This is a genomic window from Microlunatus aurantiacus, from assembly GCF_039536605.1.
GTDB classification, from domain to species: domain Bacteria; phylum Actinomycetota; class Actinomycetes; order Propionibacteriales; family Propionibacteriaceae; genus Microlunatus; species Microlunatus aurantiacus.
In genome coordinates this window covers 930,853-944,566 of the sequence record NZ_BAAAYX010000002.1, presented here as the reverse complement: position 1 = coordinate 944,566, position 13,714 = coordinate 930,853, and the positions used below count along the sequence as shown (strand labels likewise).

12 protein-coding genes are annotated in these 13,714 nt (G+C 72.2%); 4 read left to right on the top strand and 8 right to left on the bottom strand.

Features of this window, described 5'->3' with window-relative positions; genetic code table 11:
• Positions 1 to 76: 76 nt before the first annotated feature.
• Together ABD714_RS04510 and ABD714_RS04505 are read right to left on the bottom strand one after the other, a co-directional pair.
• Positions 77 to 574 carry a DUF3145 domain-containing protein gene (locus ABD714_RS04510; RefSeq protein WP_344811065.1) on the bottom strand — a complete coding sequence of 166 codons (498 nt, stop codon included), beginning with the start codon at positions 572 to 574 and terminating at the stop codon, positions 77 to 79.
• 131 nt (positions 575 to 705) lie between these two features.
• Complete coding sequence (locus tag ABD714_RS04505; protein ID WP_344811064.1) at positions 706 to 1,674, bottom strand: intradiol ring-cleavage dioxygenase; 969 nt, start codon at positions 1,672 to 1,674, stop codon at positions 706 to 708.
• Positions 1,675 to 1,826: 152 nt separating this feature from the next.
• Between ABD714_RS04505 and ABD714_RS04500 the strand changes: the two genes are divergently transcribed.
• The gene (locus tag ABD714_RS04500; RefSeq protein WP_344811063.1) at positions 1,827 to 3,743 is read left to right on the top strand and encodes a S9 family peptidase; all 1,917 of its coding nucleotides are present in this window, start codon (positions 1,827 to 1,829) and stop codon (positions 3,741 to 3,743) included.
• 609 nt (positions 3,744 to 4,352) lie between these two features.
• On the opposite strand, the gene ABD714_RS04495 is transcribed toward ABD714_RS04500, so the two are convergent.
• The 5 genes from ABD714_RS04495 to ABD714_RS04475 form a co-directional block, all read right to left on the bottom strand.
• Entirely contained in the window at positions 4,353 to 5,078 is a 726-nt protein-coding gene (locus tag ABD714_RS04495; RefSeq protein ID WP_344811062.1) for a YggS family pyridoxal phosphate-dependent enzyme, read from the bottom strand.
• Positions 5,079 to 5,137: 59 nt separating this feature from the next.
• On the bottom strand, positions 5,138 to 6,106 hold the full coding sequence (locus tag ABD714_RS04490) for a VWA domain-containing protein (RefSeq protein ID WP_344811282.1): 969 nt from the start codon (positions 6,104 to 6,106) through the stop codon (positions 5,138 to 5,140).
• The gene (locus ABD714_RS04485) at positions 6,106 to 7,071 is read right to left on the bottom strand and encodes a VWA domain-containing protein (protein ID WP_344811061.1); all 966 of its coding nucleotides are present in this window, start codon (positions 7,069 to 7,071) and stop codon (positions 6,106 to 6,108) included. Before ABD714_RS04485 ends, ABD714_RS04490 begins: the two co-directional genes overlap by 1 nt.
• Positions 7,068 to 8,102 (bottom strand): DUF58 domain-containing protein, encoded by a 1,035-nt coding sequence (locus tag ABD714_RS04480; RefSeq protein WP_344811281.1) that lies wholly within the window; start codon positions 8,100 to 8,102, stop codon positions 7,068 to 7,070. The genes ABD714_RS04485 and ABD714_RS04480 overlap by 4 nt, the downstream gene beginning before the upstream one ends.
• A 149-nt stretch (positions 8,103 to 8,251) precedes the next feature.
• Positions 8,252 to 9,385 (bottom strand): AAA family ATPase, encoded by a 1,134-nt coding sequence (locus ABD714_RS04475; RefSeq protein ID WP_425562335.1) that lies wholly within the window; start codon positions 9,383 to 9,385, stop codon positions 8,252 to 8,254.
• Positions 9,386 to 9,591: 206 nt separating this feature from the next.
• Between ABD714_RS04475 and ABD714_RS04470 the strand changes: the two genes are divergently transcribed.
• The 3 genes from ABD714_RS04470 to ABD714_RS04460 all read left to right on the top strand — a co-directional run bounded on the left by ABD714_RS04470 (position 9,592) and on the right by ABD714_RS04460 (position 12,278).
• On the top strand, positions 9,592 to 10,569 hold the full coding sequence (locus ABD714_RS04470; protein WP_344811060.1) for a hypothetical protein: 978 nt from the start codon (positions 9,592 to 9,594) through the stop codon (positions 10,567 to 10,569).
• Positions 10,570 to 10,671: 102 nt separating this feature from the next.
• On the top strand, positions 10,672 to 11,463 hold the full coding sequence (locus tag ABD714_RS04465; protein WP_344811059.1) for a hypothetical protein: 792 nt from the start codon (positions 10,672 to 10,674) through the stop codon (positions 11,461 to 11,463).
• Between the two features lie 14 nt (positions 11,464 to 11,477).
• On the top strand, positions 11,478 to 12,278 hold the full coding sequence (locus ABD714_RS04460) for a class F sortase (RefSeq protein ID WP_344811058.1): 801 nt from the start codon (positions 11,478 to 11,480) through the stop codon (positions 12,276 to 12,278).
• 2 nt (positions 12,279 to 12,280) lie between these two features.
• Here ABD714_RS04460 and ABD714_RS04455 read toward each other — a convergent pair whose 3' ends face one another.
• The gene (locus ABD714_RS04455; RefSeq protein ID WP_344811057.1) at positions 12,281 to 13,711 is read right to left on the bottom strand and encodes a serine/threonine-protein kinase; all 1,431 of its coding nucleotides are present in this window, start codon (positions 13,709 to 13,711) and stop codon (positions 12,281 to 12,283) included.
• Between the last annotated feature and the right edge of the window lie 3 nt (positions 13,712 to 13,714).

Below are 13,714 nucleotides of genomic sequence, written 5' to 3'. Positions count from 1 at the left end.
GCCCCATTTCGCTAGGTCGCGCCCCCTGTCCAGAGGGGCGTCGCAGAGTGAAAGGGGGCGTCAGCGGGTCTCGGGGCTAGACCACCTTGTGCAACCAGCGGACCGGGGCACCCTCGCCGGCGTAGCGGAACGGCTCCAGCTCGGCGTCCCACGGTCGGCCCAGCAGGGTGTCCAGCGCCTCCACCAGGTCCTGCTGGCCCAGGGAGGCCATCACCATCGCGTGCTTGATCCGCTCCTCGGGCACCACCACGTCCCCGTGCAGCCCGATCTGGGTGTGCAGCACCCCGAGGGTCGGGGTGTAGGAGTAGCGGTGTGCCTCGACGCCGGCGCTCGCTTCCTCGGTCACCTCGAACCGGACCCGCTGCCAGCCCTTGAGCGCGCTGGTCAGCCGGGCGGCGGTACCGGCCGGGCCCGTCCAGGCGTACTCGGTCCGGTAGGCGGCACGCTCCGCCGGCTGGGGGATCCAGTCCAGGCGTACGGGCGTGCCGAAGGCACCGCCGACCGCCCACTCGATGTGCGGGCACAGTGCCGACGGTGCGGCGTGGACGTACAACACTCCACGGGTTGTGCTCATCGATCCTCCAGTGACGCAGGGTGAGGGCTGTCTTCCCCAACATCCTCACGACGCCGTCCCGGCGGATCTGGGTCCATTCTGCCTCATCCGTCACAGGAGAACCAGCGCAGGTTTCCCGAGGACGTCCGGCGTCAGCCCGGGGTGCCGGGAGCGCTCGGCGCCCCGCTCGGTCGCGTACCGCCGGGGGCGCCGCCGCCACCGCCGCCGGGGGCACCACCGCCGGTCGGCTCGGTGGCGGTGTCGATCGGGACGGACAACGTGGCCACGTATCCCGCCGTGACGTCCCCGGTGACCGCGGCCAGCTGGTGCTCGGCGCCGTCGTCGCCGAAGACGTTGTCGCTCTCCAGCGTGAGCTGCGCCAGGTTCGCGACCGAGGCCTCGTAGCCCGTGGTCGCGTAGACCGCGTCGACCATGTCCTTCGGCAGCGCCAGCTGTGAGGTGGCGATGGCGCTGGACGCGTCGGTGATCGACGCCTCGTCGGGGTAGACCTCGAAGTGGATGTGCGGCCAGCGGCCGGTGTAGCAGGCCGGCACGATGCTGGTGAACCGGACCTTGCCGTCGGCGTCGGTGACCTGGACGCCCCGGAGGTAGTTCTCGTCCTCCACTCCCGAGGAGTACATCGAGTACCGCCCCTCGCGGTCACAGTGCCACGCGTAGACCGCGACGCCGGCGAACGGCACGGCGTCCTTCGCCAGGTCCAGCAGGGTCAGCTCGACCTGCAGCGGGACGCCGGCGGCGGTGGTGGTCGAGGTGCCGAACGAGGACCGGATGTCGGTCCGGACGATGCCGGACTCCTCGAGCACGTCGGGCCCGTTGGACCCGTCGCCGGGATAGGGGCCGGCGGTCTCGTCCGGGATCTCGGTCAGCCCCGAGCCGCTGCTCGTCGTCGTGTCGGAGGTGGTCGCGGCGTCGACCCCGCAGGCCGCGAGAGCGACCATCCCCGCCCCCAGACCGAGCGCCTGCAGCATCCGGCGGCGGGACAGCAGCGTACGGACGTCGAAGTCGAGACCCTGGTCGACGACCTCGTCGGCAGGACGGGGCAGGAGCCGGCCCTGGTAGGAGGGACCACGGGGGGTGGGGTCGGGCTGGGGCTGGTTCACGGGTCGTTCGCCTCTCGGAGGTGCGGGTCGGTCGAGTCAGATCCTGGCGGGTGGCGCTGTGCCGGACGCGGGACCCGTCTGTGGGTGCGCTGTGGGTTCGCGGTGCGCCCTACCCGCCGGTGCGGTCCGGAGGGTCTTCTAGAGTGAGTCGGATGACTACCGCGCCCTACGGAACCTGGCCCTCCCCGGTGACCACCGAGCTGGTCACGTCCGGCACCGTCGGTCTGGCGTCACCCCAGCTGGACGGCGACACGCTCTACTGGCTCGAGGCGCGACCCGACGACGGAGGGCGGGTCAGCCTGTCCCGCGTCTCGGTCGGCGGCTCCCCCGAGCGCGTGACCGCGCCCGAGGCGAACGTCCGCAGCCGCGTCCACGAGTACGGCGGCGGGGCGTATGCCGTCCGCGACGGTGTCGTGGTCTACACCGACTTCGGCGACAACCGGGTCCACCTCATCGAGCACGGTCGCAACGCGGCGCTGACTCCCGCGGGGACCCATCGCTACGCCGACCTGCGGGTCCACCCCGACCGGGATCTCGTGCTGGCGGTGCGGGAGGACCACTCCGGGGCGGGCGAGCCGGTGAACACCATCGTGGCCCTGTCGCTGCGGGACGAGGGACCAGGCACGGTCCTCTGCCAGGGGGCGGACTTCTACTCCGACCCCGAGCTGTCCGACACCGGCGCCCTGGCCTGGACCGAGTGGAACCACCCGGCCATGCCGTGGGACTCCACCAGGATCCGCCGCGGCCGCCTGGTCGACGGTGCGGTGGTCGACGTCGTCGAGGTGGCCGGTGGTCCGACGGAGTCCGCTGTCCACCCACGCTGGGCGCCGGGCGGCGAGCTGGTCTTCGTCTCCGACCGCACGGACTGGTGGAACCTCTACGCCGAACGCGACGGCTCCGTCAGTCCCCTGTGGCCGGAGCCCGCCGAGTTCGCCACCCCGCAGTGGGTCTTCGGTGACCAGCCCTACGTGGTGCTGGACTCGAGCCGCCTGCTGGTCAGCCGGGTCAGCGACGGCGTCGCCTCGGTCCACCTCCTGGACCGGTCGTCGCAGACGCTGCGGCCGGTCCTGGACGCCGGGCTGTACGGCCCGCTGGCGGCCGCGCACGAGCGCGCCGCCCTGCTCGTCGAGGATCCCGACCGACCGGCTCGGCTGGCGGTCGTGGAGCTGGCCACGGGCACCTGGCACGACATCCGGCAGGCCAGTGAGGAGGCGCTCGCCCCGGAGTGGGTGTCGGTCCCCCGCGCGGTCAGCTGGCCGAGCACCCTCGACGACCTCCCCGGCGACGTGCACGGGTGGTACTACCCGCCGACCAACCCCGAGCACGCCGCTCCGGACGGGGAGCTGCCGCCGCTGATCACCCTGTCCCACGGCGGACCCACCTCGTTCAGCGACACCGGGTACGCGGTGTCGCTGCAGTACTGGACCTCCCGCGGTTTCGCCGTCCTCGACGTCAACTACCGCGGGTCGACCGGCTACGGCCGGCCCTACCGCGACGCGCTGCGCGGCGCGTGGGGGGTGGTGGACGTGGCCGACTGCGCCGGCGGGGCCGCGGCCCTGGCCGAGCAGGGGCTGGCGGATCCCGCCCGGCTGATCGTGCGCGGCGGCAGCGCTGGTGGGTACACCACGTTGCAGGCGCTGACCACGACGGACACCTTCACCGCCGGCATCAGCTTCTATGGCGTGGCCGATCCCGAGGCCCTGGCCCGGGACACGCACAAGTTCGAGGCGCGCTACCTGGACGGTCTGATCGGTCCGTACCCGGAAGCCATCGAGACCTACCGGGAGCGGTCGCCCATCCTGCACGTGGACCGGCTGTCGGTGCCGTTGCTGCTCCTGCAGGGATCCGAGGACGCCGTGGTCCCGCCGAACCAGGCCGAGACGATGGCGGCAGCGGTCCGGGCCAAGGGCCTGCCGGTGGCGATGATCATCTTCGAGGGTGAGGGCCACGGCTTCCGCCGCGCCGACTCCATCCGTGCCGCCCTGGAGGCCCAGCTCGACTTCCTCGGCCGCGTCTTCGGCTTCACCCCCGCCGACCGTCTGACCCCGATCGAGATCGACAACCTGTAGGAGTCGGGGCGGCCAGCTGCAGTCCAGCGGCCTTCGGCCACGGGTCAGCAGCTGGCCCTGAGCTCCCGCGCGCCGGCCACGACCGTCCGGGTCACTCGCTGCCGCCACCGAGCCACGTCCGGTTCTCCCCCAGGCGGCCGGGCCGACCGGAACCCACCCCCGAGCCACATCCGGCTCCCCCCAGACAGCCCGGATCGACCGGAACCCACCCCCGAGCCACATCCGGCACAGCCCAGGCGGCCGGATCGACCGGAACCCACCCCCGAGCCACATCCGGCTCCCCCAGACAGCCCGACCACACCGGAACCCACCCCCGAGCCACATCCGGCACAGCCCAGGCAGCCCGCACCCACCGGAACCCACCGCCGAGTCACATCCGTCCGTTCCAGGCTGCTGAGGCGCCGGCCAACCCCGGACGATCACCGGCCCGCGCCCGGACTCCGACCTGAGCCGGAACCGGGTGCGACGGCAGAGCGCTGAGGCCCCTGGGGCGGCGTCGGGGCGTGGATGGGTCTGGCGGGAGCCCGAGCTTGCGAGGGCGGATGGTTGGCCCGCCGCCGCCCCAGGGGCCTCAGCGCGGACGGGGCCGAACTCGGATCCCCGAGCGGGTCAGCGCCCGGACACCGGCCAGTAGTCGTTCGGATCCAGCCGGTCGCCGAAGATCGCTTGGCCGACCCGCACCGTGGTCGCCCCGTAGCCGATGGCCTGCTCGTAGTCGCCGGACATCCCCATGGAGAGCTCGGCCCACCGTTCCGGCTGCCCGTCGGTGTCCTGCAACCGGGCCTGCAGGTCACGCATCCGGTCGAAGCACGCCCCGACCAGCGCACTGTCGTCGGAGAACACCGCCAGGGTCATCAGCCCCCGTACGCGCAGGGTGGCGAACCGTTCCAGCTCGGCGGCGAACGTGGGTACCTGGTCCGGTGGCAGCCCGAACTTGGAGTCCTCGCCGGAGGAGTTCACCTGCACGAATACGTCCAGCGTCCGGTCCAGGGCGCTCAGCCGACGGTCCAGCGCCTCCGCCAGCCGCAGGGAGTCCAGCGCGTGGAACTCCGCCGCCACCTCGGCGACCTGCTTGGCCTTGTTGGTCTGCAGATGGCCGATCACGGCCCACCGGAGATCGGGGACATCGGCGAACACCGCGGCCTTGGCCACGGCCTCCTGCACCTTGTTCTCCCCGAACAGCCGGAAGCCGGCGTCGTACGCCTCCCGGATCACCGGCGGCGGCTTGGTCTTGCTGACCGGCAGCAGCCGGACGGTCGCCGGATCACGACCGGCCGCCGCACACGCCACGTCGACGCGCCGGCGCACCTCGGCCAGGTTCTCGGCGATGTCCACCGGCCCAGCCTAGTGAGCGGTCCCCACGGCTCCCCCACGTCACCGAGGAGGCGGCGCGATCAGGGCCAGCGCGCTCCGAGCGAGATCATGCCGAGGGCCGCCAAGATGGCGAAGGCCAGCCCGAAGCCGGCGTAGCGCGAGGTCACCTCGCGGTCGACCTTCTCCTTGCCGACCGAGCGACCGATGTCCTTGTAGACCTCGTCCAGCTGCCCGGCGCTCTCCGCCGTGTACGCCTGACCACCGGAGATCTTGGCCACCCGCTGCAGCTCCACCCGGTCGACCGGGACCGGCTCGCGCCGCCCGCCGACCTGGATGTACCCGTCCTCGGTGCCGTACGCGATGGTGTAGATCGGCACGTTCTGGTCCCGGGAGGCCCGCGCGGCCTGGTCCGAGGCGCGACCGACCTGGGTCTTCCCGTCACTCAGCAGCACGATCCGGGCGGGGACGTCCGCGGTCGGGTCGTCGGGGTCCGGCGGCACCTGGCTGAGCGCGGCCAGCGAGGTGTAGATCCCCTCGCCGATGGCGGTGGAGGGCTGCGGCTGCAGTGCCTCGATCGCCGCCGTCACCGCACCGCGGTCCAGGGTGGGCGGCACCAGGGTGGTCGCGGTGCCGGCGAACGAGACCAGGGAGACGTTGAACTCGGTGGGCAGACCGGTGACGAAGGCCGACGCAGCGGTCTTGGCCGCCTCCAGCCGGTTGGGTTCGACGTCGGTGGCCTCCATCGACAGGGACACGTCGATGGTGACCACGATGGTGGCCCGCTGGCGGTCCTCCAGCACCTCGTCCTTGGGCTTGGCGAACGCGAGGGTCAAGGTGAGCAGGCTGAGGATCGACAGACCCACGGCGACGTGCCGGACCCAGACCCGGTCCTTGGGGATCACCAGGTCGAACATGGTGCGGCCCATCGACCGGCGCTTGCTGGCCCGCCGCCGGGACAGCAGCACGTAGCCGCCGACCAGGGCGGGGATGAGCAGCAGCAGCCACAGCCGGTTGGGCTCGAGGAACTGCAACAGGGGGATCAGCGGGATCACGGCCACTTCGCCCCCAGGGAGATCGCGCCGAGGGCGGCCAGCACCGCGAAGGCGAGTCCGTAGCCGGCGAACCGCGAGGTCACCTCACGCTCGGCCTTCTCGTAGCCGACCTCGGTGCCGATGTTGTCGTAGACCCGGTCGAGCTGCTCCAGGGTGGCCGCGGCGAAGTAGTCGCCGTTGGTGGTCGCCGCGATCTGCTTCATCAGGTCGTGGTCGACCGGCACCGGCTCCCGCTTGCCGTCCAGGTCCACGTAGCCGTTCTCGGTGCCGTACGCGATCGTGTAGATCGGCACCTTCGCGTTGCGCGCCTCGGCGGCCGCCTGCATCGGGGCCCGCCCGGCGGTGTTGGAGCCGTCGGTGAGCAGGACGATGGCACCGGGGGCGACGGAGTCGGGCTTGTTCGGGTCCTTCGGGGCCTGCTGCAGGGCCCGCAGGGCGGTGTAGATGCCCTCGCCGATGGCGGTGCCGTCCTGCAGCTGGATGCTGTTGATGGCGTTCTCGACGGTGTTGTGGGCCAGCGTCGGCGGGACCAGGATCGAGGAGTTGCCGGCCATCGACACCACCGAGACGTTGTACTTGTCCGGGATGCTCTCGACGAACTCGACAGCCGCCGCCTTGGCCGCGGCCAGCCGGTTCGGGGCCACGTCGGTGGCCTGCATCGACTGGGAGGCGTCGATCACGATCACCACGGTGGCCCGCTCCCGCGGCACGTCGATCTGGGTGCTGGGGCGGGCGAACGCCGCGGTCAGGGTGACCAGGCTCAACAGGGACAGCGCGACCGCCAGGTGCCGGCGCCACTGCGACTGCTTCGGCACGACGATGTCGAGCATCGAGGTGTTGGTGAACCGCATCCCGCGCCGGTTCTTGCGCCGGGCCGCGAAGACGTACGCCGCGAGCAGCAGCGGGATGACGAGCAGGATCCACAGCCGGTCCGGCGCGATGAAGGACAGCAGCGGGATCACCTCGTCACTCCCTGGGGCGGCGCGTGCAACATGCTGGCGACGCGGCGGTAGGCCAGCACGAACCGGGCGATGTCCTGGACCCAGTCACGGTCGGTGCGGAGCTGGATGTGCCCCACACCAGCACGACGAAGCGCGATCCGGATTCGTTCCCGCTGCGCGGCCGACGCCGCGTCCATCCGGGCCCGGGCGGCGTCGTCGGCGGTGTTGACGTAGCGCTCGAAGTCGGTCTCGGGATCGCGGATCAGCATGTCGCCGACGTCGGGGAACTCGATCTCACGGGAGTCCACCACCTCCACCGCCAGCACCTGGTTGCGCACGCCCAGGCGCCGCATCGACCGCTCCCACTCCGGCTCCACGTTGGGGTCCAGCTCGTGGTCGCCCGGGGTCAGGAAGTCCGACACCACCACCCGCAGACCGCGCCGCCGCTGGGTCCGGGACAGCTGCTCGACCGCCGCGGCCAGCGACATCGACCCGGTCGCGTGGTCGGGCACGAAGGGCTCGGTCAGCATCCGCCGCAGCACGCCGTACAGCGCGGAACGTCCCGACACCGCGGGCAGCCGCCGGATCCGGTCGGGTCGCATGATGTAGCCGCCGAACCGGTCACCGACCCGCTGACCGAGGAAGCCGATGGTGGCCACCGCGGCGATGCCCAGATCCCGCTTGGTGACGCCCTCGGTGCCCCAGTTCATCGACGGGGTGACGTCGAGCAGCGCCCACACCTCGAGCTCCCGGTCGGAGATGGTGTCGCGGACGTGGGCCACGTTGGTCCGGGCCGTCACCGACCAGTCGATCCGTCGGACGTCGTCCTGACCGGGCTGGTAGACCCGGGCCTCGTTGGTCTCCGACCCGGGACCGGGCAGCAGACCGAGGTGGTCACCGTGCAGGAACCCTTCCAGCCGCCGCACGATCGCCAGCTCCAGCCGCCGCAGCGCGGCCTCGGGGGCGAGCTTGTTCAGCGGGATGGTCGGCTGGGTCGGCTCGCCGAGGACCGAGGACAGCGCGCCGTACGCGGCCGGGTCCGGCGCCGCCATCGTCGGTGCGCCGGTCGGCGGCGGGAACGCCGGAGCCCCGCCGGGGGGCGGGTAGGCAGAGGGCGGGTAGCCGGGCACGCCCCCCGGCGGCGGATACGCAGGAGCGCCGGACGGGGGCGGGAAACCGGGAGCGGAGGACGACATGGGACTCAGCTGAAGTCCGGCTGCGCCGCCTGCCGCTGCGGGGCGCGCGGACCGCCGGGCTGCTGGGACTGACCGGGCTGCTGGGACTGACCGCCGTTCCACACCGGGGTGGGCGGCGGCACCATCGCGATGATCCGGTCGATCACCTGGGCGGGCTGGATGTTGTCGGCGATCGCGTCGAAACCGAGCACGATGCGGTGGGACATCACGTCCTTGGCCACCGACTGCACGTCGGTGGGCAGCACGTAGTCGCGCCCGTGGATCAGGGCCAGGGCGCGCGCGGCGGCGACCAGGCCGAGGGTGGCGCGGGGGCTGCAGCCGAGCTGGATCACCGAGGTCAAGTCCGGCAGGTTGAACTCCGCCGGCGTCCGGGTGGCCAGCACCAGCCGCACGATGTACTCCGCGACCAGGTTGTGGACGAACACCTCCGAGGCCTGCTTCTGCAGCTGCAGGATCTTCTGGGGATCCAGCACCGGCCGCGACGTCGGCGGCTGGACGCTCATCCGACGGAGGATCTCGAACTCCTCGTTGCCGCGCGGGTAGGGGACGTCGACCTTGAGCAGGAACCGGTCCCGTTGCGCTTCCGGCAGCGGGTAGACGCCCTCGGACTCGATCGGGTTCTGGGTGGCGATGACGATGAAGGGCTCGGGCATCGGGTAGGTCCGGCCGCCGATCGAGACCTGCTTCTCCGCCATCAGCTCCAGCATCGCCGCCTGCACCTTGGCGGGCGCGCGGTTGACCTCGTCGGCCAGCACGAAGTTCACGAAGACGGGACCGAGCTCGACGTCGAAGCCCTCCTGGCTCGCCTTGTAGATCCGGGTGCCGACGATGTCGGAGGGCACCAGGTCCGGGGTGAACTGGATCCGGGCGAAGTCGCCGCCGACGACGGTGGCGAACGAGCGGACGGCCAGCGTCTTCGCCACCCCGGGCACGCCCTCGAGCAGGATGTGGCCCTTGGCCAGCAGGCCGACCATCAGCTGCTCGACCATGTGCTCCTGGCCGACGATGACGCGCTGCACCTGGCTGATCGCCTCGCCCAGCAGACGCGAGGCCTGCTGGTTGCCGTTCTGGGGTGCGGGCTGGGTCGGCGCTGCGGGGGGAGCCGACGGGGCTCCTGGACCGTGCGACGGACTGCTCACTCTCAGACTCCTGGTGGTGGCGGGGTGCGGAACGGTGGCCCATTCTCGCAGACCCATCCAAGCCCACCCGGGGGTCGACGGCCGCACCCCCGCCGCGGCGTCCGGCGCCGCCGGGTCAGGTCGCCGGTCGTGCCACCCGATCCCGCATAGACTCGGCGGGCACCGCGCCGAGCCCGGCGTCCGGGCACCCCAGCCGACGAGGAGCGATGTCCACCCCACCAGCCGATCCTGACTGGGTGCCGGTCAGTCCGCTGCTCCCCGACGACCCGCCGCGGGTCGGCGACTTCTGGCTCGACGCCCGGATCGGGGCCGCGGAGTCCGGGGTGGCCTACACCGCCCACACCGAGGCGAGCGCCGACCAAGGGTCGGACGCCCAGGGCCGCACCGCCATGGTCATCGTGCTCTCCGAGGGTGCGGCCGCCGACGCCGCCGCCCGCGACCGGCTGGCCGGCGTCGTCAACGACATGCACATCGACACGGTGCTGGCCCGGGGCGGTCACGGTCAGGACTTCGGTCGGCTGGGCCGCAAGTACGTGGCCGACGAGGGTGACCCGCTGCCGGCCGACGGCACGCTGCTCGCCCCCTGGGTCGCGCTGGCGTACGACGGGACCGCGGCCGCGGCCGACGAGGCCGCCCGGGTGCTGGACGAGGTCCAGCTGGCGACCCTGTCCCCGCAGGGCGCTCCGGCCGGGCCGGACTACCAGCACTACTGGCAGGACCGGGTGAAGCCCGGTCTGGTCCGGCTCTGGCCGCTGCCCTGGCCGGGGCGTTACGACCGGGCCGGCTGGAAGACGATCCTGGTCTCCTGGCTGTTGATGCTGCTGCTGGCCGCGCTGGCCGTGCTGATCGCGATCCTGATCTTCCGCAACCAGCCGCCACAGACCCCGCCGACGCCGACCGGCGGCTCGGGCAGCCCTCCCCCCCAGTCCCAGTCCGGCTCACCGCCCCCGCAGTCCGGTTCGCCGTCGCCCCAGTCGGGATCGCCGTCGGCCAGCCAGTCGGGTTCGGAGTCCGGCACGCCGTCGGGCAGTCCCTCCGGCAGCGAGTCCGGCTCGCCCTCGGCCTCCGGCTCGGACTCGGGGTCCGCGTCTCCGTCGCCCAGCGGCAGCGAGTCCGGCGGCGGTCAGCCGAGCCCCGACGAGTCCGGCTCGCCCGGCGGCAACACACCGACATCGAGGCTGTAGGCGGCACGCTCGAAAGTTCGGTCGACTTCGCAACACGAGCAGCCCGGCTGAGGTTGAATGTGCGAAGTCGTCCCCGCTCACCGATTCTCAGACAGGCACCCCATGAAGATCCGCACCTGGCTCCTCCCAGCGGCCGCCCTGGCCGTCCTCTGCGTCCCGACCGTCGCCGCGGCCGACACCACCGTGCGAGCTCGACTCGTCGAGCTCAACGGCAGCGGCGCTTCGGGAACGGTCACTCTCACGGCGACGGACGACGGCGGCCTGAAGGTGGCGATCCGTTCGCGCGGCCTGGTGCCCAACCAGCCCCACCCCCAGCACGTCCACGGGTCGGGCAGCGCCGGGAAGCACTTCATGTGCCCGACGCTGGAGAAGAACGACACCGACCAGGACGGCGTGCTCACGAACGAGGAGGCCACCGGCGAGTACGGCGTGATCTTCCTGGCTCTGACGACTCGGGGTGGCGCCACGCCGGAGGACGGGCTGGATGTCGCCCGGATGCCCGTGGCCGACGCCTCGGGGCGGCTGGACTACGAGCGGACCTTCGCCCCCGGTGCCGTTCCCGACGGCCTGATCGACAACCTCTCCTCACTGCACGTGGTGCAGCACGGCATCGACGTCAACGACAACGACAAGTACGACGTCGAGGCCCTCGGGGTCTCGACCTTCGCCGAGAACCTCGGGGTGCCCGGCGTACCGGAAGAGGCCACCAACCCTGCGAGCTGCGGCGTCGTCCAGGGTGCCGGTGCGGCCGACCACTCCCGCGGCGGGCCGGAGATGGGCGGCACACCCGTCGCTGATCAGGGCACCGTGCTCGCCGCCAGCGGGGCCGTGCTGGTGGCAGCAGCCGCAGCGCTCGGCTGGGCCCGCGCCAGCCGTCGCCGGAGCGTCCGCTGACGGAGAGTGGTGCCGTGTCCGGGTCGTTTCGCGGTTCGACCACCGGCTCGTCCGGCGGGGGAGTCCTGGCCGCCCTCATGCTGATCGGACTGGCGATGGTCTCGGCGGGGCTGGCCGTGCCCAGCGGCGCCGAGAGCGGCGCGACCGCGGCCCGAACGACGACCCGGTCCGACAACACGAACACCTCGCTGAGTCTGGACCGCTCCCTGGTGGTTCGACCGGGCCCCGTCCTCGAGCGACGCGGCCGCACCATGCCGAACGACGGCATTGAGGTGGCGCTCTCGGGCACCGAAGCCCCTGGCCCGGTGACGACGAGCGCGACCGCCTTGAGGGACCGGGTCGCGGGGGTCGTGCTGCCTGAATCCGACCCGGTGGACGTCGCCGTCCCGGCGCTCCGCCTGCGCTCGGACCTGGTCCGCCTGGGGTTGACCCCGGACGGGGCCATGGAGACTCCCGCCAACCCGGCCGAGGCCGGCTGGTTCACGCGCGGCGCCGCGCCCGGTGCCCTGGGCCCGGCCGTCATCGCCGGCCACGTGACCTGGAACGGCAGCCCCGGCGTGTTCCACCGGCTGCGGCGGCTGAAGGCCGGTGACCAGGTGCTGGTCGGTCGGAAGGACGGGCACACGGCCGTCTTCACCGTCGAGAGGGTGGCACGCTACTCGAAGTCGCAGTTTCCGACCCGCGATGTGTTCGGTGCCATCGACCACGCCGGGCTGAGGCTGATCACCTGCGGGGGTGCCTATGACACGGTGCAGCACCGCTACCCCGACAACGTGGTCGTGTTCGCCCGCCAGACGTCGATCCGCCGGGGCTAGGCCTACCGCGCGATCACGACGACGAAGGAGTCGGACGTCACCTCACCGCGGACGTCGACCACCCGCAGCCGGTGTCGACGCGGTTCCGCGAGCTCGACGTAGGCGGTGAAGGCGCCGGTCCGGTCGGTCTTGGCCGGCACCGGGAAGGCCTGCCAGCGGCCGCCCTCCCACCGCTGGACCCGCACGAACGTGTCCGCTCCGCCGCGGTAGGTGCCGCGGACGGGAACCGTCTGGAACGGCACGGCGGTGTGGAGCGGATTCTGCACCCGGATCTCCGCCTTCTCTGTGCGCGCACCGGCACCCACGGGAACGGCCTCCGGGAGGGCGATGAGGACCGACGCCGGGGACCGGGTCGGTCCCGCCGTCGTGCCGGGTGTCGGCGCGGAGTTCGGCCCACTCGTCACTGGCGCACCCGAGGAGATCGGCTCGGTCAACAGCCAGGCGGTGCTCGAGACCACCACGGTGGCCAGCGCAGCAGCCAGCGTGAGCGCGCCCACTCGCCGACCGCGCCCGCCGGGTCTCGGGCTGTCGTCTCTCACCACGACGGGGCGATCCGTGTCGGCTCCCGGTGCGGCAGCGACACGCCGGCCGAGGACCGTTCGCGGCCCCTCGCGGCGGGCGATCGGAGCCGACAGACCGCGGAGTCGATCGGCGAGCTCAGCCGCGGTCGGCCGTGCAGCCGGGTCGGAACTCAATCCCGCCATCACCACGTCCATCAGGAACCAGTTCACCCCGGGCAGGGGGACGATCGGCTGTCGGACGGCCTCGAGGACCTCACGACCGTCCGCTGCCGGCGCCACCTCACGCGGCGCCCGGCCGGCCAGCAGCGCATACAGCGTGGCGGCCAGCGAGAAGACGTCGCCAGCTTCGCTCACAGTCACGCTCTCGAACGCCTCCGGCGGGGCGTACGCGGGTGTCAACCGCACCGGATCGGTTGCCTCGACCTCCGCGCCGGCCAGAGCGGCGAGTCCGAAATCGGCTAACCGGGGGCGGCCGAGGGTGTCGAGCAGGATGTTGGCCGGTTTGACGTCGCAGTGGACGACCCCGGACCGGTGGGCAGCTGCCAGGGCGTCTGCCACGGTGATCCCGGTGGAGATGACCCTGGCCTCGCTCGGCCGGTTCTCGGGCTGCAGCCACTGGGTCAAGGACCCACCGGGACACAGCTCCATGATCACGTACGGTCGGTGGTCCGCGAGCAGACCGGCGTGGTAGGCGGTCACGACGCCTGGGTTGTCGCCGAGCCGACCGATGGCGATCGCCTCGCGGGTGAACGTGCCGGTCTGGCCACCGACGAACTCATCCTGGTAGACCTTCACCGCGACGGGTCGGTCGAGCAGCTCCTGCCGTGCTCGCCAGACGAGGGCCACGCCCCCACGCGCCAGCGGCCTCCACTCGGTCAGGCCCCTGATCAGCGGATGCTCCAACGTCCCCACCCC

Coding starts and splice junctions, on each gene's coding strand:
- ABD714_RS04470 (WP_344811060.1), top strand. CDS start 9,592: ATGTCCACCCCACCAGCCGATCCTGACTGGGTGCCGGTCAGTCCGCTG.
- ABD714_RS04465 (WP_344811059.1), top strand. CDS start 10,672: ATGAAGATCCGCACCTGGCTCCTCCCAGCGGCCGCCCTGGCCGTCCTC.
- ABD714_RS04510 (WP_344811065.1), bottom strand. CDS start 574: ATGAGCACAACCCGTGGAGTGTTGTACGTCCACGCCGCACCGTCGGCA.
- ABD714_RS04480 (WP_344811281.1), bottom strand. CDS start 8,102: ATGGCGGCGCCGGACCCGGCCGCGTACGGCGCGCTGTCCTCGGTCCTC.
- ABD714_RS04500 (WP_344811063.1), top strand. CDS start 1,827: ATGACTACCGCGCCCTACGGAACCTGGCCCTCCCCGGTGACCACCGAG.